20 protein-coding genes are annotated in these 17,252 nt (G+C 72.2%); 12 read left to right on the top strand and 8 right to left on the bottom strand.

Annotation, left to right across the window (positions count from 1 at the left end):
- The first annotated feature begins 222 nt into the window (after positions 1-222).
- On the top strand, positions 223-483 hold the full coding sequence (gene rpsT, locus AC3EU2_RS14245; protein ID WP_488176947.1) for a 30S ribosomal protein S20: 261 nt from the start codon (positions 223-225) through the stop codon (positions 481-483).
- Positions 484-569: 86 nt separating this feature from the next.
- Here rpsT and AC3EU2_RS14250 read toward each other — a convergent pair whose 3' ends face one another.
- Positions 570-998, bottom strand: coding sequence for a type II toxin-antitoxin system PemK/MazF family toxin (locus AC3EU2_RS14250; RefSeq protein WP_488176948.1), 429 nt, complete (start codon positions 996-998; stop codon positions 570-572).
- 175 nt (positions 999-1,173) lie between these two features.
- Here AC3EU2_RS14250 and lepA point away from each other — a divergent pair, with 175 nt between their 5' ends.
- The 3 genes from lepA to AC3EU2_RS14265 all read left to right on the top strand — a co-directional run bounded on the left by lepA (position 1,174) and on the right by AC3EU2_RS14265 (position 4,112).
- Positions 1,174-3,042 (top strand): translation elongation factor 4, encoded by a 1,869-nt coding sequence (gene lepA, locus AC3EU2_RS14255; protein ID WP_488176949.1) that lies wholly within the window; start codon positions 1,174-1,176, stop codon positions 3,040-3,042.
- 159 nt (positions 3,043-3,201) lie between these two features.
- Positions 3,202-3,666, top strand: coding sequence for a hotdog fold domain-containing protein (locus AC3EU2_RS14260; protein WP_488176950.1), 465 nt, complete (start codon positions 3,202-3,204; stop codon positions 3,664-3,666).
- Entirely contained in the window at positions 3,663-4,112 is a 450-nt protein-coding gene (locus AC3EU2_RS14265) for a nitroreductase family deazaflavin-dependent oxidoreductase (RefSeq protein WP_488176951.1), read from the top strand. The genes AC3EU2_RS14260 and AC3EU2_RS14265 overlap by 4 nt, the downstream gene beginning before the upstream one ends.
- A gap of 47 nt (positions 4,113-4,159) precedes the next feature.
- Here the strand turns inward: AC3EU2_RS14265 and AC3EU2_RS14270 are convergent, their stop codons facing one another.
- The 3 genes from AC3EU2_RS14270 to AC3EU2_RS14280 are packed head-to-tail and all read right to left on the bottom strand — an operon-like array spanning position 4,160 to position 6,471.
- Positions 4,160-4,720 (bottom strand): NUDIX hydrolase, encoded by a 561-nt coding sequence (locus AC3EU2_RS14270; RefSeq protein WP_488176952.1) that lies wholly within the window; start codon positions 4,718-4,720, stop codon positions 4,160-4,162.
- Positions 4,717-5,517 (bottom strand): tyrosine-protein phosphatase, encoded by an 801-nt coding sequence (locus AC3EU2_RS14275; protein ID WP_488176953.1) that lies wholly within the window; start codon positions 5,515-5,517, stop codon positions 4,717-4,719. Before AC3EU2_RS14275 ends, AC3EU2_RS14270 begins: the two co-directional genes overlap by 4 nt.
- Before the next feature lie 18 nt (positions 5,518-5,535).
- Positions 5,536-6,471, bottom strand: coding sequence for an ornithine cyclodeaminase family protein (locus tag AC3EU2_RS14280; RefSeq protein WP_488176954.1), 936 nt, complete (start codon positions 6,469-6,471; stop codon positions 5,536-5,538).
- A gap of 295 nt (positions 6,472-6,766) precedes the next feature.
- Between AC3EU2_RS14280 and hemW the strand changes: the two genes are divergently transcribed.
- Positions 6,767-7,993: a radical SAM family heme chaperone HemW gene (hemW, locus tag AC3EU2_RS14285; protein ID WP_488176955.1), complete on the top strand. Its 1,227-nt coding sequence runs from the start codon at positions 6,767-6,769 to the stop codon at positions 7,991-7,993.
- Between the two features lie 37 nt (positions 7,994-8,030).
- Positions 8,031-8,798 (top strand): SDR family oxidoreductase, encoded by a 768-nt coding sequence (locus tag AC3EU2_RS14290; protein ID WP_488176956.1) that lies wholly within the window; start codon positions 8,031-8,033, stop codon positions 8,796-8,798.
- Positions 8,799-8,879: 81 nt separating this feature from the next.
- On the opposite strand, the gene AC3EU2_RS14295 is transcribed toward AC3EU2_RS14290, so the two are convergent.
- Together AC3EU2_RS14295 and AC3EU2_RS14300 are read right to left on the bottom strand one after the other, a co-directional pair.
- Positions 8,880-9,395 (bottom strand): DUF4870 domain-containing protein, encoded by a 516-nt coding sequence (locus tag AC3EU2_RS14295; RefSeq protein WP_488176957.1) that lies wholly within the window; start codon positions 9,393-9,395, stop codon positions 8,880-8,882.
- A gap of 339 nt (positions 9,396-9,734) precedes the next feature.
- Positions 9,735-10,607 (bottom strand): DUF3097 domain-containing protein, encoded by an 873-nt coding sequence (locus AC3EU2_RS14300; protein ID WP_488176958.1) that lies wholly within the window; start codon positions 10,605-10,607, stop codon positions 9,735-9,737.
- Between the two features lie 69 nt (positions 10,608-10,676).
- On the opposite strand from AC3EU2_RS14300, the gene hrcA reads away from it, so the two are divergent.
- The 3 genes from hrcA (at position 10,677) to AC3EU2_RS14315 (ending at position 13,654) form a co-directional block, all read left to right on the top strand.
- Positions 10,677-11,708: a heat-inducible transcriptional repressor HrcA gene (hrcA, locus tag AC3EU2_RS14305; protein WP_488176959.1), complete on the top strand. Its 1,032-nt coding sequence runs from the start codon at positions 10,677-10,679 to the stop codon at positions 11,706-11,708.
- A 66-nt stretch (positions 11,709-11,774) separates the two neighbouring features.
- Positions 11,775-12,908, top strand: coding sequence for a molecular chaperone DnaJ (gene dnaJ / locus AC3EU2_RS14310; RefSeq protein ID WP_488176960.1), 1,134 nt, complete (start codon positions 11,775-11,777; stop codon positions 12,906-12,908).
- Between the two features lie 2 nt (positions 12,909-12,910).
- Complete coding sequence (locus AC3EU2_RS14315) at positions 12,911-13,654, top strand: 16S rRNA (uracil(1498)-N(3))-methyltransferase (protein WP_488176961.1); 744 nt, start codon at positions 12,911-12,913, stop codon at positions 13,652-13,654.
- Here the strand turns inward: AC3EU2_RS14315 and AC3EU2_RS14320 are convergent.
- Together AC3EU2_RS14320 and AC3EU2_RS14325 are read right to left on the bottom strand one after the other, a co-directional pair.
- Positions 13,651-14,700 carry a Gmad2 immunoglobulin-like domain-containing protein gene (locus AC3EU2_RS14320; protein ID WP_488176962.1) on the bottom strand — a complete coding sequence of 350 codons (1,050 nt, stop codon included), beginning with the start codon at positions 14,698-14,700 and terminating at the stop codon, positions 13,651-13,653. The two genes, AC3EU2_RS14315 and AC3EU2_RS14320, sit on opposite strands and share 4 nt — an antisense overlap.
- Positions 14,697-15,236, bottom strand: coding sequence for a SigE family RNA polymerase sigma factor (locus AC3EU2_RS14325; RefSeq protein WP_488179495.1), 540 nt, complete (start codon positions 15,234-15,236; stop codon positions 14,697-14,699). The genes AC3EU2_RS14320 and AC3EU2_RS14325 overlap by 4 nt, the downstream gene beginning before the upstream one ends.
- Before the next feature lie 50 nt (positions 15,237-15,286).
- Between AC3EU2_RS14325 and AC3EU2_RS14330 the strand changes: the two genes are divergently transcribed.
- The 3 genes from AC3EU2_RS14330 to ybeY are packed head-to-tail and all read left to right on the top strand — an operon-like array spanning position 15,287 to position 17,239.
- Entirely contained in the window at positions 15,287-15,634 is a 348-nt protein-coding gene (locus tag AC3EU2_RS14330; protein WP_488176963.1) for an HIT domain-containing protein, read from the top strand.
- 25 nt (positions 15,635-15,659) lie between these two features.
- On the top strand, positions 15,660-16,775 hold the full coding sequence (locus tag AC3EU2_RS14335) for a PhoH family protein (protein ID WP_488176964.1): 1,116 nt from the start codon (positions 15,660-15,662) through the stop codon (positions 16,773-16,775).
- Positions 16,772-17,239, top strand: a complete 468-nt coding sequence (ybeY, locus tag AC3EU2_RS14340; protein ID WP_488176965.1) for an rRNA maturation RNase YbeY — start codon at positions 16,772-16,774, stop codon at positions 17,237-17,239. The genes AC3EU2_RS14335 and ybeY overlap by 4 nt, the downstream gene beginning before the upstream one ends.
- Positions 17,240-17,252 lie beyond the last annotated feature (13 nt).

A 17,252-nucleotide genomic window follows, 5' to 3' on the forward strand; every position in this document is an offset into this window, starting at 1 on the left:
TCACGCAGAGCGCGGGTCCCACGCTCTGCGTGGGCCGGCATACGGGCGTTTTGCGTGGGGGACGGCACCGCTGGTAGTTTTGCTCCTTGCGTGCGCGCTCAGGTCGTGCGCGCACGTTGCAGCACCCAGTCGCGGTTCACGCAAGGGCGTCCCCACTCCCGGTCCCGAGCTGCGACTGCCGCCCTCTACGGCAACCACCGACCTCTCAGAAAGTCTCACTTCGTGGCAAACATCAAGTCCCAGCTCAAGCGCATCAAGACCAACAAGAGCGCGACCGAGCGCAACAAGGCCGTCAAGTCCGACGTGCGCACCGCGGTCCGCAAGTTCCGCTCGCTCGCCGACGCCGGCAAGGCCGACGAGGCGAAGGATGCCCTCAAGGCGGCCTCCACCAAGCTCGACAAGGCCGTCAGCAAGGGCGTCCTGCACAAGAACAGCGCGGCCAACAAGAAGTCGGCGATGGCCAAGAAGGCCTCCAGCCTCTGAGTCGTCCGCGACCCGCACCACGTCCGTAGCGCGCCACCGGTTCCCGAACCGTGGCGCGCTTCGTCGTGTCCGGGGTGGGCGCGCCCTCAGCCCCCGGCGGCTCGATCCGCCGACACCGGAGCCCAGGCGGCCATGACCTCGTCCCAGCGCTCCCGGGCGAGCACGGCCCCCTCGCGCCGCACCGTGGCCGGGTCGACCCGCACGACCCGGTTGACCCGCACCTCCGACGGGCGGCCCTTGCTGTCCCAGCCGCCCGGCCCGACGTCGACCCAGAGGCGCCCCGCACGCCGCTCCTGCTCGTGGTCGCGGTCGTGGTCCTTGCTCGTGAGGTACATCCCGAGCAGCCACGGCCCGTCGTCGCCGACGACGAGCACCGGTCTGTCCTTGCCCTGGCGCGGGTCGTCCTCGTAGGGCACCTCAGCCCACACGACCTCGCCCGGGTCCGGCTCGCCGTCGGGGTCGGGGGCGTATGCCGGGTCGAGGGGTCCGAGGAAGTCACCGGGAGGGCTGGCCATGGCGTCCACGCTACGTCGGGCCCGGCGTCGCCCGGCCGCGCGGGCCGTGCCCGTCTCGCGGCCGTCTCGCGGGCCGACGCGGGCCCACGCGGGCCCGCGTGGGTACGGACCCGCCGCCGCGGCGTGGGAGACTGTCCGGGATCCCGTTTCCGCCTTCCCGAGGACTCAAACCACTGTGTCTCCCCGTGCCCGCACCGCGCTGCAGCCGCACGCCACGCCGCCGGAGGCGATCCGCAACTTCTGCATCATCGCCCACATCGACCACGGCAAGTCGACCCTCGCCGACCGCATGCTCGGCATCACCGGTGTCGTGGACGACCGCCAGGCGCGGGCGCAGTACCTCGACCGCATGGACATCGAGCGTGAGCGCGGCATCACGATCAAGAGCCAGGCGGTGCGGATGCCGTGGGAGAGCGTCGGTGCCGACGGCACGAGCGGTGACTACATCCTCAACATGATCGACACCCCGGGGCACGTCGACTTCACCTACGAGGTGTCGCGCTCGCTCGCCGCGTCCGAGGGCGCGGTGCTCCTCGTCGACGCGGCCCAGGGGATCGAGGCGCAGACCCTCGCCAACCTCTACCTGGCGATGGAGAACGACCTCACGATCATCCCGGTCCTCAACAAGATCGACCTGCCGGCGGCCCAGCCGGAGAAGTACGCCGAGGAGCTCGCCAAGCTCATCGGCTGCGAGCCCGAGGACTGTCTCAGGGTGTCGGGCAAGACCGGTGTCGGCGTCGAGCCGCTGCTCGACGAGATCGTCCGGCAGATCCCGCACCCCGTCGGCGACCCGGACGCCCCGGCGCGCGCCATGATCTTCGACTCCGTCTACGACACCTACCGCGGCGTCGTCACCTACGTCCGGGTGGTCGACGGCAACCTCAACCCGCGCGAGAAGATCATCATGATGTCGACCCGGGCGACGCACGAGCTGCTCGAGATCGGCGTCATCAGCCCCGAGCCGGTGCCCGGCAAGGGCCTCGGGGTCGGTGAGGTCGGCTACCTCATCACCGGCGTCAAGGACGTCCGGCAGTCGAGGGTCGGCGACACCGTCACCAACGAGCGCAAGCCGGCCGCCACGGACCTCGGCGGCTACCGCGACCCCAAGCCCATGGTCTTCTCCGGGCTCTTCCCCATCGACGGCTCCGACTACCCGATCCTGCGGGACGCCCTCGACAAGCTCAAGCTCAACGACGCGGCGCTCGTCTACGAGCCCGAGACGTCGGTCGCCCTGGGGTTCGGGTTCCGCTGCGGCTTCCTCGGTCTGCTCCACCTCGAGATCGTCCGGGAGCGGCTCGAGCGCGAGTTCGACCTCGACCTCATATCGACCCAGCCCAACGTCGTCTACGACGTGACGATGGACGACGGCTCGGTCATCGTCGTGACCAACCCGAGCGAGTTTCCCTACGGCAAGGTCGCCGAGGTGCGCGAGCCGGTCGTCAAGTCGACGATCCTCGCGCCGAGCGAGTTCATCGGCGCCATCATGGAGCTCTGCCAGGGCAAGCGCGGCCAGCTCCTCGGCATGGACTACCTCTCCGAGGACCGGGTCGAGCTGCGCTACACGCTGCCTCTGGCCGAGGTCGTCTTCGACTTCTTCGACCAGCTCAAGTCGCGCACCCGCGGCTACGCCTCGCTCGACTACCAGGAGGCCGGGGACCAGGTCGCCGACCTCGTCAAGGTCGACATCCTCCTGCAGGGCGAGAACGTCGACGCGTTCAGCTCGGTCGTCCACAAGGACAAGGCGTACGCCTACGGCAACATGATGGCCGGCAAGCTCAAGGAGCTCATCCCGCGACAGCAGTTCGAGGTGCCGATCCAGGCCGCCATCGGCGCCCGGGTCATCGCCCGCGAGAACATCCGCGCGATCCGCAAGGACGTCCTCGCCAAGTGCTACGGCGGTGACATCAGCCGCAAGCGCAAGCTGCTCGAGAAGCAGAAGGCCGGCAAGAAGCGGATGAAGAACATCGGCACCGTCGAGGTCCCGCCGGAGGCCTTCATCGCCGCCCTGTCGTCCGACGACAACGGCGAGACCAAGAAGAAGTAGGCACCACGCCCTGCCCCGCCGCTGGCGTCAGCGCGAGCGGTTGTTCTAGCCGCCGTTGGCGCTGACGCAACCCAGAGCAGCGGGTGAGGGTGGCCACGCGCGGTGAGCGCGGGTCCCACGCTGTGCGCGGCCCGGCATACCGAGCAGTAACATCGGCGTATGCCGGACACCTTCAGCCTGTACCGCACGCTCACCTCCCTGCCCCTGGGCAAGGCGGCGTTCTCGTTCCTCTTCGCGCAGAAGGCGCCGTACTTCTGGACCGTGCGGCCCCGGGTGCGGGAGGTGCGCCCGCACCACGCCGAGCTCTCGATCCGCAAGCGTCGCGCCGTGCAGAACCACATCGGCACCGTCCACGCGATCGCCGTGTGCAACGGCCTCGAGGCCGCGATGGGGCTGCTCGCCGAGGCGACGACGCCCCCCGGACGCCGCTGGATCCCCAAGGGCATGGAGGTCGCCTACACGGCCAAGTCGACGACCGACCTGCTGTGCACGGCCGACACCGACCCGGCGGACTGGGAGCAGCCCGGCGACGTGCCGGTGCGGGTCAGGGCGATCCGCGAGGACGGCACCGTCGTGGTCCAGGGCGTCATCACGATCTACGTGAGTGATAGGAAGACGTCATGACGATCACCGGCCCGTACGTCCCGAGCCCGAGCACGTGGGTGCGCAAGCAGGTCGAGACCATCGAGGCGACCGGGACCACCGAGTCCGTCGACATCCAGGGCCGCCCCGTGGTCCTGCTCACGATGAACGGCGTGACGGGAAGCGTGCGCAAGGTCCCGCTCATGCGGGTGGAGCACGACGGGGTGTACGCGGCGGTGGCGAGCAAGGGGGGCGCGCCCGAGCACCCGAAGTGGTACGCGAACCTGCGCAAGCACCCGGTCATCGAGCTCCAGGACGGGACGCGTACGTGGGTGGCGAAGGCCCGTGAGCTGGAGGGCGACGAGCGCGAGGCGTGGTGGCCGCGGTGCGTCGAGGCGTTCCCGAACTACGCGGAGTACCAGCGCAACACCGACCGGCTCATCCCGGTCTTCGCGCTCGAGCCGGTCGACGCGGGAGACAAGGGCTGAGCCCGGGTCGACCGGCTGGGCTCAGTGCGGGTCGGGCGCGGCCCGACTCAGCCGGGCGCGACCGTCGACTCGTCGACGTCGCCGAGGTTCAGGGGCTCGTCAGGGCGAACTCCTGCCGCCGGCACGTGGTCCCAGATCCGCAGGAGGTCGCGCGGCCAGATGTCCTCCGGGGCGTGTGCGATCTCGTGGCGACTCCACCAGCGGTGTGCCGTCATCGTCGCCAGCTCGACCTCGGTGTGCCCGGCCGTCGACACCTCGAAGGCCTCGCACCGGACGAACCAGAAGAGCTCGTCCTGGGTCGTCACGACGTCGCTGTAGCCGTGCACGACGACGCGCTGCGCGAGGGGCCCGACGAGGTCGTCCACGCCGATCGCGAGCCCGGTCTCCTCGGCGATCTCCCGGATCGCGGCGCCGGCGTCGCTCTCGCCGGGGTCGACGCCTCCGCCGGGGGTGATCCAGAAGACCGGCACCGGCTCGAGGCCGGGGTCGCTGTCCCGGAACAGGAGGAGCCGGTCGTCGCCGTCGACGAGGAGGACGCGCATGGCGCGGCGCCGGTTGCGGGGCCGGTCGTCCGGCACGGGGGCGGGAAGCACCGCTCCGAGGCTCATGAGGTCAGACGCTGCCGCAGCCGGTCGACGTCGGAGTCCTGCCACCCCTGCTCGCGCAGCCACCCCGCGGCGCCGCCGAACTCGCTCTGCACCGCGTCGAGGATGGTCTGCATCGTCTCCGGTCGAGGGCGCTGGTCGGCGACGCTCTGGTGGCGCAGCGCGTTGCCGTAGAGGGCTCGCGGCATGAGCCGAGCGATGATCTGCTCGATCCGCTCGGCGGTGAGGGCGTAGTCCTCGACGATGAGGTCGTGCGGGACCCCGGCGGCGTCGAGGGCGAGCGCGACGACGGTGCCGGTGCGGTCCTTCCCTGCGGCGCAGTGGACGACCGTCGCGCCGTGGCTGCGGGAGACGACGTCGAGCGCGGCGGAGATCGAGTCGGGGCGCGTGGAGAGGTAGCCGAGGTAGTGCTCGGACCAGAACTGCGCGTCACGCACCGTCCGGGTCGAGTGCTCCGGCATCGCCAGGGCCTGCTCCGCGGTGACCGAGCGCCCGTCGCCGAAGAGCGAGTGGTGGTGGTGGGTCAGGGACTCGACGTGCCAGAGCGGACCGGGTCCCTCGGTGCTGACCTCGGTGTCGCTGCGCAGGTCGACGATGTCGCTCACGCCGAGGACCTCGACGACCGTGCGGACGTCCTTCGGGCTGAGGTCCTGGAGGTTGTCGGAGCGGAGCAGCCGTCGCGGCTGGATGGTGGCACCGTCGCGGGTCGGCAGGCCGCCCGCGTCGCGCATGTTGACGACCCCCTCCAGCTCCACCCAGCGGTCCGCCACGGGCTCGTCAGGACTGCGGTGCGCGCTCACCGGGCCATCGTAGGCGGCTCAGATGTCCACGACCTGGCCAGCGCCCGATGCCTCGGCACGCTCGGCGACCGCGGCGGCGACGACGAGGTCGGTGATCCCGGTGCCGAGGTTCTGGACGACGAGCCGGCCCGGCGGCCGGGGCGCGTGCAGCAGGTGGCCGGTCCACGTCGCCGGCGTCGGGTAGCCGTCGAGCTTGCCGCGCACGGCCCGCACGGAGGCGAACTGGTGCGGGTCGTCGGCAGCGAGGACCGCGGAGTCCGCGAGGTCGGCTCCGACCGAGCTCGCGTAGTCGATGGGGAGGAGCAGGGCGTCGTCGCGCGGCCACGTCACGGGGATCACCATGTCGGCCAGCCCGATCGACAGGCCGGTGACGACGACCGCCTTGTCGCGGACCGCGGCCTCGCGCGACGCCGACCGGACGACGCGTATGCCGGGTGCCACCGTTGCCGTCTCGCGCACCAGGTCCTCGACCGCCTGGCCGCGCCGTGCCCAGACGTGGACCTCGGTGTGGCCGAGCGCCTCGAGCACCCGGAGGTGGGAGCGGGCCTGGGTCCCGGCGCCGAGGAACGCGACGGGACCGTCCCCGGCCAGGGCCCGGATGCAGGCGCCGGTCACCGCCGCGGTGCGCACGGCCGTGAGCTCGCCCGCGGGGAGGAGCGCGCGTGGCTCGCCGGTCGTGCCGTCGTTGACCACCATGACGCCGCTGGCCGTCGGGAGTCCTCGCACCGGGTTGTCCGGGACGATGCTGATCCACTTGCAGCCCAACAGGTTTCGCTCGGGGTAGGCCGCGGGCATCGCGTTGGCGAACATGCCGGGGGAGGTGCGCACGGTGGGCTTCGGTGGGACGTCCGCCCGGCCCTCGGCCAGCGCGCTGAGGGCGTCCGCGACGAGGTCGACCACCTCCACGAGGGGAGGGAGCGAGGCCCGGACGTCGGCGTCGGTGAGGATGCGCACGGGCGCCAACCTATCGGGCACAGAGGTGAGGGCCTCGGAAAGTATGAGTTTCCGAGGCCCTCGCAGATCATGAACCGAAGTTCTTGATCTGACGCTCTCACCGAGGTGAGTGCGTAGGCACATTTCTAGTCGAGCCCCCCGGTGTCCCGCAAGGTTTTGGGCGGAAGTCGAGCCAGCATTTTCCGGAGCGCGGCGTGTCGCGCCGGACACGCCGCCGAGAGGACCGCGCGGCGGGCGGACCGCCCCACGCGGGCCCGGGAGGGAGGTCGCAGGGCGGGGTGGGAGGATTCTCGGCATGCCCCGACTTCCCGACGGAGACCCCGCGCCGCCGTCGGGGGAGCTGCCGCCGCAGGCCCTCACGGGGCTGGGGGAGCGGGCCTTCGGGATCTACCTCCACGTCCCGTTCTGCCGGGTGCGCTGCGGCTACTGCGACTTCAACACCTACACGCTCACCGAGCTCGGGCCGGGCGCCGGCACGTCGAGCGTCGTCGACACGGCGCTGGCCGAGCTCGACCTCGCCCGGGACGTGCTCGGCGGGTCGGCGCCGCCCGTCGACACCGTCTTCGTCGGCGGCGGGACGCCGACCATGCTCCCGGCGAGCGACCTCGTCCGGGCCGTGGACGGCATACGGGAACGGTTCGGCCTCGCCGACGACGTCGAGGTGACCACGGAGGCCAACCCGGACTCGGTCACCCCGCAGTCGCTGGGCGAGCTCGCCGACGGCGGGTTCACCCGGATCTCGCTCGGCATGCAGTCGGCCGTCCCGCACGTGCTCGCCACTCTTGATCGCACGCACGACCCGGAGGGGGTCGGCCTGGCGGTGCGTGCCGCGCGCGACGCGGGCCTCGTCACGAGCGTCGACCTCATCTACGGCACGCCCGGCGAGAGCATCGAGGACTGGCGCCGCAGCCTCGACCAGGCCATCTCCCTCGAGCCCGACCACGTCTCCGCCTACGCCCTCGTCGTCGAGGAGGGCACCAAGCTCGCCGCCCAGGTCCGACGCGGCGAGGTGCCCCGACCCGACGACGACGACGAGGCGACGAAGTACGAGATCGCCGAGGAGACCTTCGCCGCAGCGGGATTCGCCTGGTACGAGGTGAGCAACTGGACGCGCAGCCCCGCGGGACGCTGCCGCCACAACGACGGCTACTGGACCGGCGGCGACTGGTGGGGCGTCGGGCCGGGTGCGCACAGCCACGTGGGCGGGGTGCGCTGGTGGAACGTCAAGCACCCCAGGGCGTATGCCGGTCGGCTCGCCGAGCGCGTCTCGCCCGCCGCGGGGCGCGAGACGCTGACCGACGAGCAGCTGCGCGACGAGCTGGTGCTGCTCACCGTGCGGGTGCGGGACGGCTTGGCCGTCGATGCCCTCGATGACGAGGGCCGGCGAGCGGTCGCGGGGCTGGTCGCCGACGGGCTGGTCGACGGCGTCGCCGCGGTGCGCGACCGCCGGGTCGTGCTGACGCTGCGCGGGCGACTGCTGGCCGACACCGTGGTTCGCCGCCTCCTCGGCGTCGGCTCCTGACCCGAGCCACGTCTGCGTCGGCCCTAGGGTGGCGCGCATGACTGCCACGCACACCCGTCGGCTCGAAGGCCGCACCGCCATCGTCACCGGGTCCAGCCGGGGCATCGGTCTGGGCATCGCCGAGCGACTCGTCGCCGAGGGCGCCCGGGTCTGCCTCACCGCGCGCAAGCAGGACGCCCTCGACGCCGCGGTCGAGTCCCTCGGAGGTCCGGGGGTCGCCATGGCGGTCGCCGGTCGTGCCGACGACCTCGAGCACCAGGAGGCCGTCTTCGCCGCGGTGGGGGAGCGGTTCGGCGACGTCGACCTGCTCGTCAACAACACCGGCATCAACCCGGCATACGGGCGACTCGTCGACCTCGACCTCGACGTCGCGCGCAAGATCGTCGAGGTCAACTGCATCGCGGCGCTGTCGTGGGTGCAGAAGGCCGTCGCCCATGGCCTCGAGTCCCGCGGCGGGGCGATCGTCAACGTCTCGTCGGTGGCCGGCGTGCGCCCCGCCCCCGGCATCGGGTTCTACGGCGCGAGCAAGGCGATGCTGACGCACCTCACCGAGGAGCTCGCCGTCGAGCTCGGCCCGACGGTGCGGGTCAACGCCGTCGCGCCCGCGGTCGTCAAGACCCGGTTCGCGGAGGCGCTCTACGAGGGGCGCGAGGAGCAGGTCGCGGCGGGCTATCCGCTGGGACGGCTGGGCGTGCCCGAGGACGTCGCCGGGGTCGTCGCCTTCCTGCTGTCCGACGACGCGGCGTGGGTCACCGGCCAGTGCATCGTCGTCGACGGCGGCCTGCTGCTCAAGGGCGGCGTCTGAGCACCCGCTCCACGACGACGTCAGCCCCGCCCGGGTCCGGGCGGGGCTGACGTGCGGAGGGACGGGGTCTGGCTCAGCCGGTCATGAGACGAAGCGCGGCGTGAATGGCGGGGTCCACAGCTGGCCCTCGTTGGCGCGCATGGCGCCGATGATGTGCAGGACGAACGCGAAGGCCAGCGCGATGAAGTACGTCACGAAGCCGACGAGCACGAGCATCAGCGGGAACGAGATGAGCAGGAAGATGCCGGTGATGATCTGGATGTTGAGCGAGTTGGCGGCGTGTTGGCGCACGAAGTCACCGCGCTCCTTGTACATCACGTAGATGATGAGCGAGCCGACGAAGCCCAGCAGGCCGGCGCTGAGGACCATGGCGATGAGCGGCACGAGGTGGGCGAACATGCCCCACTGCCGCTGCTGCGCCGGGTCGAGGACGGCGGCCTGCTGGTAGGGCGCGGGGTATCCTTGCTGCGGCTGCGGCGCCGGGGGAGCGTAGGGCTGCTGCGCGACCTGCGGCTGCTGCGGCGACTCGGGCTGCGGGGCCCCGGGCGGGGGCGGGGGGTTCTGGCCCTGCGGGTTCTCCGGGTACGGAGTGGTCATGGGGTCCTCCTTCGGGGGACGGGGTGCTTGTCTCCAGTGAAACCCATGCGGGCCCCGTTTGATCCCCGCTTCGGGGTGCGTTCAGGGTGTGCTCAGGGCTGACCCTGCCGCCCCGGCGAGCGGGACGGCATACCCCCCCGCTTTCAGCGTCCGCAACCCTGGTCGGAAAGGCGACCACCTTTGCGGACGCAAGCGCTCGGCGCCCCGGCAGCGTCCGCAAGCCTGGTCGGGAAGTCGACCACCTTTGCGGACGCAAGCGCTCGGCGCCCCGGCAGCGTCCGCAACCCTGGTCGGGAACTCGACCACCTTTGCGGACGCAAGCCCTTGGGGGCGGCGGGGTCAGGGGGCGGTGACGAAGTCGATGAGCTCCTCGACGCGGCCGAGCAGCGACGGTTCGAGGTCGGCGTACGTCCGGACGGTGCCGAGGATCTGCTTCCAGGCGCGGGCGACGTCGGCCTGCTCGGCGTGCGCCCACCCGAGGTGCGCGCAGATCCCGTGCTTCCACGACGTGCCCCGCGGGATGACCGGCCACCGGTCCATGCCGAGGCGCTCCGGACGGACCGACTGCCACACGTCGACGTAGGGGTGGCCGACGATGAGCACGTGCGGGGCGAAGGGCTGGAGCCGCGAGGCGGCGTCGACGACCCGCGTCTCCTTGGTCCCCGCCACGAGGTGGTCGACGAGGACGCCCATCCGGCGGCCGGGACCGGGGGCGAAGTCGCGGATCGCGGCCTCGAGGTCGTCGACACCGTCGAGCATCCCGACGACCACGCCCTCGATGCGCAGGTCGTGGCCCCAGACCTTCTCGACGAGCTCGGCGTCGTGGCGTCCCTCGACGAAGATGCGCGACGCGCTCGCGACCCGGGCGGGGGCGTCGGCCACGGCCCGCGAGCCACTGGCGGTCCGGGAGGCGGCGGCGCGGGCGGCCGAGAGCCGGGCGTCGGCGGCGGCGTTCGGCCGGGTGAGGGTGACGGGCCGGCCGTCGACGTGGAACCCCGGCCCCAGCGGGAACGCCTTGGTCCGGCCGCGGCGGTCCTCGAGGTGGACGACGAGGATGCCGCCGGCCTTCTCTACCCGGACGACGGCGCCGACCCACCCGGTCTCGACGTCCTCGACGACGACCCCGCGCTCCGCGGCGAGAGGCGTCGACCGGCCCTTGGGCGGGGCCATCCAGTCGCCGGAGAGCACGTCGCGGCCGTAGCGATCAGTCACCTGCGCGAGGGTAGACGTAGAATTGGCACTCACCAAGCAGGAGTGCCAACGATCGAGGAGGTGTCGCGCATGAGTGAGGACCGACGGCTCGCCGTGCTGCGGGCGATCGTCCAGGACTACGTCGAGACCTCGGAGCCGGTCGGCTCCAAGGCGCTGCTCGAGCGCCACCAGCTCGGTGTCTCGGCCGCCACGGTCCGCAACGACATGGCCGTCCTCGAGGAGGAGGGCCTCATCGTCGCGCCGCACACGAGTGCCGGGCGCATCCCCACGGATGCCGGCTACCGGGTGTTCGTCGACCGCCTGAGCACGCTCAAGCCGCTCAGCGGGGCCGAGCGCCGGGCAATCAGCACCCTGCTCGACGGGGCGATCGACCTCGACGACGTCGTCGACCGGACGGTGCGCCTCCTCGCCTCGCTGACGCGGCAGGTGGCCGTCGTCCAGTACCCGTCCCTCACCCGTTCCTCCGTCCGGCACATCGAGCTGGTGCCGCTCGGCGCCTCCCGCCTGCTCGTCGTGCTCATCACGACGTCGGGCCGGGTCGAGCAGCGGGTGCTCGAGACCGGTCTCGACCTCGTCGAGCCGACCGCCGAGCGGATGCTCGCCTCGCTGCGCTCCGACGTCAACAGCGCCACCGTCGGCCGGACGCTGGCGGACGCCGCAGGCGGGCTCGGCGAGCTCCCGACGCAGGTGGACCCCGCGGCCCGCGGCCTCCTCGCCGCCATCGCCGCCGAGCTCACCGAGGTGCTCGTCGAGCAGCGCGAGGAGCGGGTCGTCATGGCCGGCACCTCCAACCTCGTGCGGGCCGGCGAGGACTTCCCGTCCTCGATCGGCCCGGTCCTCGAGGCGCTCGAGGAGCACGTCGTGCTCCTCAAGCTGCTCGGCAGCGTGAGCGAGCAGGGCTCGACGGTCGCGGTGCGGATCGGGGCCGAGAACCCGTATGCCGGCCTGCGCAGCACCTCGCTCGTCACCTCCGGCTACGGCCTGGGGTCCGACCTCGTCGCCGGCCTCGGGGTGGTGGGCCCGACCCGCATGGACTACCCCACGACGATGGCCGCCGTGCGCGCCGTCGCCACCTATGTCAGCCGCATCCTCTCCGAATGAGCACGGCCTGACCGCCCCTGCCTGACCCCTGACCGCACCAGCCACCAGTGAAGGACGTCCACCGAAGTGAACGACTACTACGCCGACCTCGGCGTGGCCCGTGACGCGACCGCCGACGAGATCAAGAAGGCCTACCGCAAGGCTGCCCGACGGCTCCACCCCGACGTCAACAGCGGGCCCGAGGCCGAGGAACAGTTCAAGAAGGTCTCCCAGGCCTACGACGTGCTCTCCGACGAGGAGAAGCGGCGCAGCTTCGACATGGGGGCGGACCCGTATGCCGGTGCCGCGGGTGCCGGCTTCGGCCAGGGCTTCTCGTTCAGCGACGTCATGGATGCCTTCTTCGGGCAGGGCGCTGCCCAGGCGCAGGGCCGCGGGCCGCGCTCGCGGCAGTCCCGGGGCCAGGACGCCCTCGTCCGCCTCGACATCGACCTCGCCGACGCCGTCTTCGGCGGTGAGCAGGAGCTCACCATCGACACCGCGGTGGGTTGCGGCACCTGCCACGGCGCCGGCACCCAGCCGGGCACCGGGACGCGCACCTGCGACGTGTGCCGTGGGCAGGGTCAGGTCCAGCAGGTCCAGCGCAGCTTCCTCGGCCAGGTCATGACGACCCGCCCCTGCGTCAACTGCCAGGCGACCGGCCAGGTCATCGAGGCCCCCTGCTACGAGTGCTCGGGCGACGGCCGGGTCCGGACCCGCCGGACGATGACGATCCGCGTCCCCGCCGGCGTCGACACCGGCACGCGCATCCAGCTCGCCGGCGAGGGCGAGGTCGGCCCCGGAGCCGGCCCGGCCGGTGACCTCTACGTCGAGGTCGTCGTGCGGCGCGACCCGCGCTTCCAGCGCCAGGGCGACGACCTCCACGCCACGCTGGAGCTGCCGATGACCGCCGCAGCGCTGGGTGCGACCGTGCCCTTCGAGACCTTCGACGGCGTCAGCGACCTCGAGGTCCGTCGCGGCATCCAGTCGGGGGAGCAGCTCCTCCTCCGGGGCCTGGGCGTGACGCACCTGCGGGGCTCGGGGCGCGGCGACATCGTCATCCACGCCATGGTGGCGACGCCGACGAAGCTCAGCCACGAGCAGGAGGAGCTCCTGCGCACCCTGGCCACCCTGCGTGACGAGGAGAAGCCCACGGGTCGTTTGGCGAACCCCACCGAGGGCTCCCTGTTCGGGAAGCTCCGCGACGCCTTCAAGGCCCGCTGACCTTGAGCCTCGCGCTCTACCTCGTCGCACCCGGTTCGCTCTCCGCGACCGCACCGGGCGACGTCGTCGTCCTCGACGGGGCCGAGGGGCGCCACGCGGCCACGGTGAGGCGGACCCGGACCGGCGAGCGTCTCCGGGTCGCCGACGGCGCCGGTCGGGTCGTCACCGGGGTGGTCGAGACGGTCGAGCGGGACCGGCTCGACCTGCGGGCCGACCTCGTCGAGGACCTGCCCGAACCCCGCACCCGGCTCGTCCTCGTCCAGGCCCTGGCCAAGGGCGACCGGGACGACCAGGCCGTCGAGGCCGCCACCGAGCTCGGGGTCGACGAGGTCGTGCCGTGGCAAGCCTCGCGCAGCATCGTCCAGTGGCGGGGCGAGCGGGGCGCCCGGGCGCGGGCGAAATGGGACGCCGTCCTCGTCGCCGCGACGAAGCAGTCACGGCGTCCACGCCGGCCGGCCCTCGGTGAGACGGCGACCACTGCCGAGCTGGCCGCGCGGATCGCGGCGGGCGCGACGGCATACGTCCTGCACGAGGACGCCGGCGTCCCGCTGGCCGGCCAGGTCCTTCCGGAGGAGGGCGAGGTCCTCGTCGTCGTCGGCCCGGAAGGCGGCATCGCCCCGGACGAGCTCGACGCCTTCCGGGCAGCCGGCGCCGTGGTCGTCCGCCTCGGCGACACGGTGCTCCGGTCCTCCAGCGCCGGGCCTGCCGCGCTCGCGGTGCTGAGCGCCGCCGACCGCTGGCGCTAGGACCCCACGGTGAAGGTGACGAGCCGCTCGGCGACGACGGACTGACCGTCCTCGGCGGAGGTCGTGAAGGCCCGGAAGGTCCAGGTGCCCTGCTCCAGGCGTCCGAGGTCGACGGTGAAGGTCCCGCGCCGTGGCGCGCCGGCGTCGGCCGTGGTGAACCCGTCGCGCAGCACCGTCGTCCCGCGCAGCAGCTCCCACTCGACGGTGGCCTCGAACGCCACCGCCTGCCCCGTCACGGTCACCGGCTCGCCGCCGCGCAGGCCGGCTCCGGGACCGGGGTTGTCGATCCAGAGGTCGGCCAACGACTCCGGCGGCGTCGCGGCGCGCGTGAAGGAGGTGTCGATCGACACGTGGCCCAGGAGCGGACCCCCGTCGTCGCTCGTGATCCGGACCGGTGTGTCACCTCGACCGACGACGGCCTGGGCCGTCCAGGCCAGGGCCGCGACCTCGAGCTTCGCGGCGTCGGCGGTGCGGGCGCCCTGGCCGCTGTCGGAGAGCCGGATGCTGATGCGGCTCTGGGTCACCCGGACGTCCTCGACGACGGTTCCGCCCCAGAGCTCCGAGCGGCGCATCGACTCGGCGACGGCGGCGCGGACCTGCGCCGAGACGGGCGCGGTCGCGTCGAGGTCGGCGCCCCAGAACGAGCGCACCAGCCCGGGCCGGTCCCCCTGCCCGCCGTTCGTGCCGACCCAGTAGACGGCGAGCGCCAGGGTGAGCGCCGGCCGAGGGCCGGACGGGGACGGCGACGCCGAGTCCGACGGTTGCGGGGCGGGACTGGCCGTGGCCGTCGGAGGACCGGCGGGCAGGGTCGCGTCGTCGGTGACGGGTCGGGCCGCCCAGACGACCCCGGCGAGGACGACCGCGGACGCGGCGACCGCGACCAGGGCGAGGCCGCGGTGACCCCCTTCGACCCGCTCCGGCTGGGACGCCTCGCGCAGGATCGCGTCAAGGCGTGAGGACGGCTGGACCTGCCGCGCCCGGGTGGCCAGGGCCTCACGGAGGGCGCGTTCGGTCTCCGCGAAGTCGAGCTCGTCGAGCGTGGTCATGACACGTCCTCCATCTGGGTGCGCAGGGCGGCGAGGCCGCGGTGCGCGTGGGCCTTGACCGAGCCGGGCGCGATGCCGAGGGCGTCGGCGATCTGCGACTCGCTGAGGTCGAGGTAGTAGCGGAGCACGAGCACCTCTCGTTGACGGGCGGGAAGCCGCTGGAGCCGGGCGAAGAGGTCCGCCGACCCGACGGAGGCCAGGGCCGAGTCCTCCGCGCTCGCGACCCGCAGGTGGCCGCCGCGAGTCGTGGAGTCGAGGTAGCGCTGCTCGACCTTGTGGTGCCGCAGCGCCGACCGCGCACCGTTGACGACGCTCTGCCTGAGGTATGCCGTCTCGCGCCCCTCTCGCACGTCGTGCCACTTGCGGTGGAGGGCGACGAAGGCGTCCTGGACGATCTCCTCGGCGAGGAGGTCGTCGTGGACGAAGAGCCAGGCGAGCCGCACCATGGGGAACCAGTGGACGGCATACAGGCTCGACACGCCGTCGTCCGCGGCCGCGCGCGCCGATGCGTCACGTCGAGAGCCCACGAGTGCCATTGTCACGTCTGGAAGACGCCCAGCAGGGTGGTTCGGTTTACTGTCGGGGCATGTCCGCCACCGACTGCCTCTTCTGCTCCTTCGTCTCCGGCGAGATCGAGCCGGAGATCGCGGGCGAGACCCGGCACAGCCTCGCCTTCCGCGACATCGACCCGCAGGCCCCGACCCACGTGCTCGTCGTGCCACGGCGCCACGTGGCCAACGCCGCCGACCTCGCCGCCGCGTCCGTCGACGAGCTCGCCGACCTCGTCCTCCTCGCTCGCACCATCGCGGAGCGCGAAGAGCTCGGCGGTGACTACCGCCTCGTGTTCAACACCGGCGCGGGTGCCGGTCAGAGCGTCTTCCACGCCCATCTCCACCTGCTGGGCGGGCGACCGATGCGTTGGCCACCCGGCTGAGCCGAACCGTAGACTGGTCGGCGACATGACAGACGCACCTCATACGCCCCCGCCCGACGCCACGTCGACGCGCACCCCGGTCCACACCGTCACCATCCCGGCGGAGGTGTCCATGGTGTCCCTGCTGGGTCCGCGCGACGAGCTGCTCCGCACCATCGAGCGACTGTTCCCGCTGACCGTCATCCACGTGCGCGGCAACGAGTTCCACATCTCCGGCCCGAGCGGCGAGGTCTCGCTCGTCGAGCGGCTCATCGACGAGCTGCTGGCCGTCATCGACGGTGGACAGGCCCTCAACCGGGACTCGGTCGAGCGCTCCATCGGCATGATGCGGGCGCAGACGCTCGAGCGCCCCGCCGACGTCCTCACGATGAACATCGTGTCTTCGCGCGGCCGGACGATCCGTCCGAAGACGTTGGGGCAGAAGCGCTACGTCGACGCGATCGACGAGCACACCATCACGTTCGGCATCGGGCCGGCCGGCACCGGAAAGACCTACCTCGCGATGGCCAAGGCGGTCGCCGCGCTCCAGGCCAAGCAGGTCAACCGGATCATCCTCACCCGCCCGGCCGTCGAGGCCGGGGAGCGACTCGGCTTCCTGCCCGGCACGCTCAACGACAAGATCGACCCGTACCTGCGTCCGCTGTACGACGCCCTGCACGACATGGTCGACCCCGACTCGATCCCGCGCCTCATGGCCGCCGGGACCATCGAGGTGGCGCCCCTGGCGTTCATGCGTGGCCGGTCGATCAACGACTCGTTCGTCATCCTCGACGAGGCCCAGAACACCACGCCCGAGCAGATGAAGATGTTCCTCACCCGGCTCGGGTTCGGCTCCCGGATGGTGGTCACGGGCGACGTCACCCAGGTCGACCTCCCGGGTGGCACGCAGAGCGGGTTGCGGATCGTGCGCGACATCCTCCACTCCCTCGAGGACGTCCACTTCGCCGAGCTCACCGCCCAGGACGTCGTGCGGCACCGGCTCGTCGGCGAGATCGTCGACGCCTACGGCCGCTGGGACGCCCTGCAGGGCGAGCACGCGGGCTCCGGCACCCGCAGCCGCACCCGCACGCTGCGTCGTCCGCGCCCGTCGGGCGCCGACGCCGCGGCCCCCGCCGCCCCCGTCGCCGAGGGCGACGCGTGAGCATCGACGTCCTCAACGAGACCGAGTTCGAGCTCGACGAGCTGGAGCTCGTGGCCTGCGCCCGCTACGTCATGTCCGAGATGAAGGTCCACCCCCAGGCCGACCTGTGCCTGCGCCTCGTCGACGAGGACGCCATGGAGACGCTCCACGTCCAGTGGATGGACCTGCCCGGACCCACCGACGTCATGAGCTTCCCCATGGACGAGCTGCGGCCCGGGCGCGACGACGACCCGCCCGAGGAGGGCGTGCTCGGCGACATCGTGCTCTGCCCCGGGGTCGCCGCGAAGCAGGCCGCCGAGGCCGGCCACGCCACCGAGGAGGAGCTGCTCCTGCTCACGACGCACGGACTGCTCCACCTCCTCGGCTACGACCACGCGGAGCCCGACGAGGAGAAGGAGATGTTCGAGCTGCAGCGGCAGCTCCTCCTCACCTTCCTCGCGACGAGGGGCCGAACCGGTGCCTGACCCAGCCGGTCCC

The organism is Knoellia sp. B-D-2, assembly GCF_057714695.1.

What these genes read in the sequence shown, in the direction of transcription:
- AC3EU2_RS14250 (WP_488176948.1), bottom strand. Translation starts at nt 998, where the DNA reads ATGGCCAGCCCTCCCGGTGACTTCCTCGGACCCCTCGACCCGGCATAC.
- AC3EU2_RS14260 (WP_488176950.1), top strand. Translation starts at nt 3,202, where the DNA reads ATGCCGGACACCTTCAGCCTGTACCGCACGCTCACCTCCCTGCCCCTG.
- AC3EU2_RS14265 (WP_488176951.1), top strand. Translation starts at nt 3,663, where the DNA reads ATGACGATCACCGGCCCGTACGTCCCGAGCCCGAGCACGTGGGTGCGC.
- AC3EU2_RS14270 (WP_488176952.1), bottom strand. Translation starts at nt 4,720, where the DNA reads ATGAGCCTCGGAGCGGTGCTTCCCGCCCCCGTGCCGGACGACCGGCCC.
- hemW (WP_488176955.1), top strand. Translation starts at nt 6,767, where the DNA reads ATGCCCCGACTTCCCGACGGAGACCCCGCGCCGCCGTCGGGGGAGCTG.
- AC3EU2_RS14290 (WP_488176956.1), top strand. Translation starts at nt 8,031, where the DNA reads ATGACTGCCACGCACACCCGTCGGCTCGAAGGCCGCACCGCCATCGTC.
- AC3EU2_RS14295 (WP_488176957.1), bottom strand. Translation starts at nt 9,395, where the DNA reads ATGACCACTCCGTACCCGGAGAACCCGCAGGGCCAGAACCCCCCGCCC.
- hrcA (WP_488176959.1), top strand. Translation starts at nt 10,677, where the DNA reads ATGAGTGAGGACCGACGGCTCGCCGTGCTGCGGGCGATCGTCCAGGAC.
- AC3EU2_RS14320 (WP_488176962.1), bottom strand. Translation starts at nt 14,700, where the DNA reads ATGACCACGCTCGACGAGCTCGACTTCGCGGAGACCGAACGCGCCCTC.
- AC3EU2_RS14325 (WP_488179495.1), bottom strand. Translation starts at nt 15,236, where the DNA reads ATGGCACTCGTGGGCTCTCGACGTGACGCATCGGCGCGCGCGGCCGCG.
- AC3EU2_RS14330 (WP_488176963.1), top strand. Translation starts at nt 15,287, where the DNA reads ATGTCCGCCACCGACTGCCTCTTCTGCTCCTTCGTCTCCGGCGAGATC.
- AC3EU2_RS14335 (WP_488176964.1), top strand. Translation starts at nt 15,660, where the DNA reads ATGACAGACGCACCTCATACGCCCCCGCCCGACGCCACGTCGACGCGC.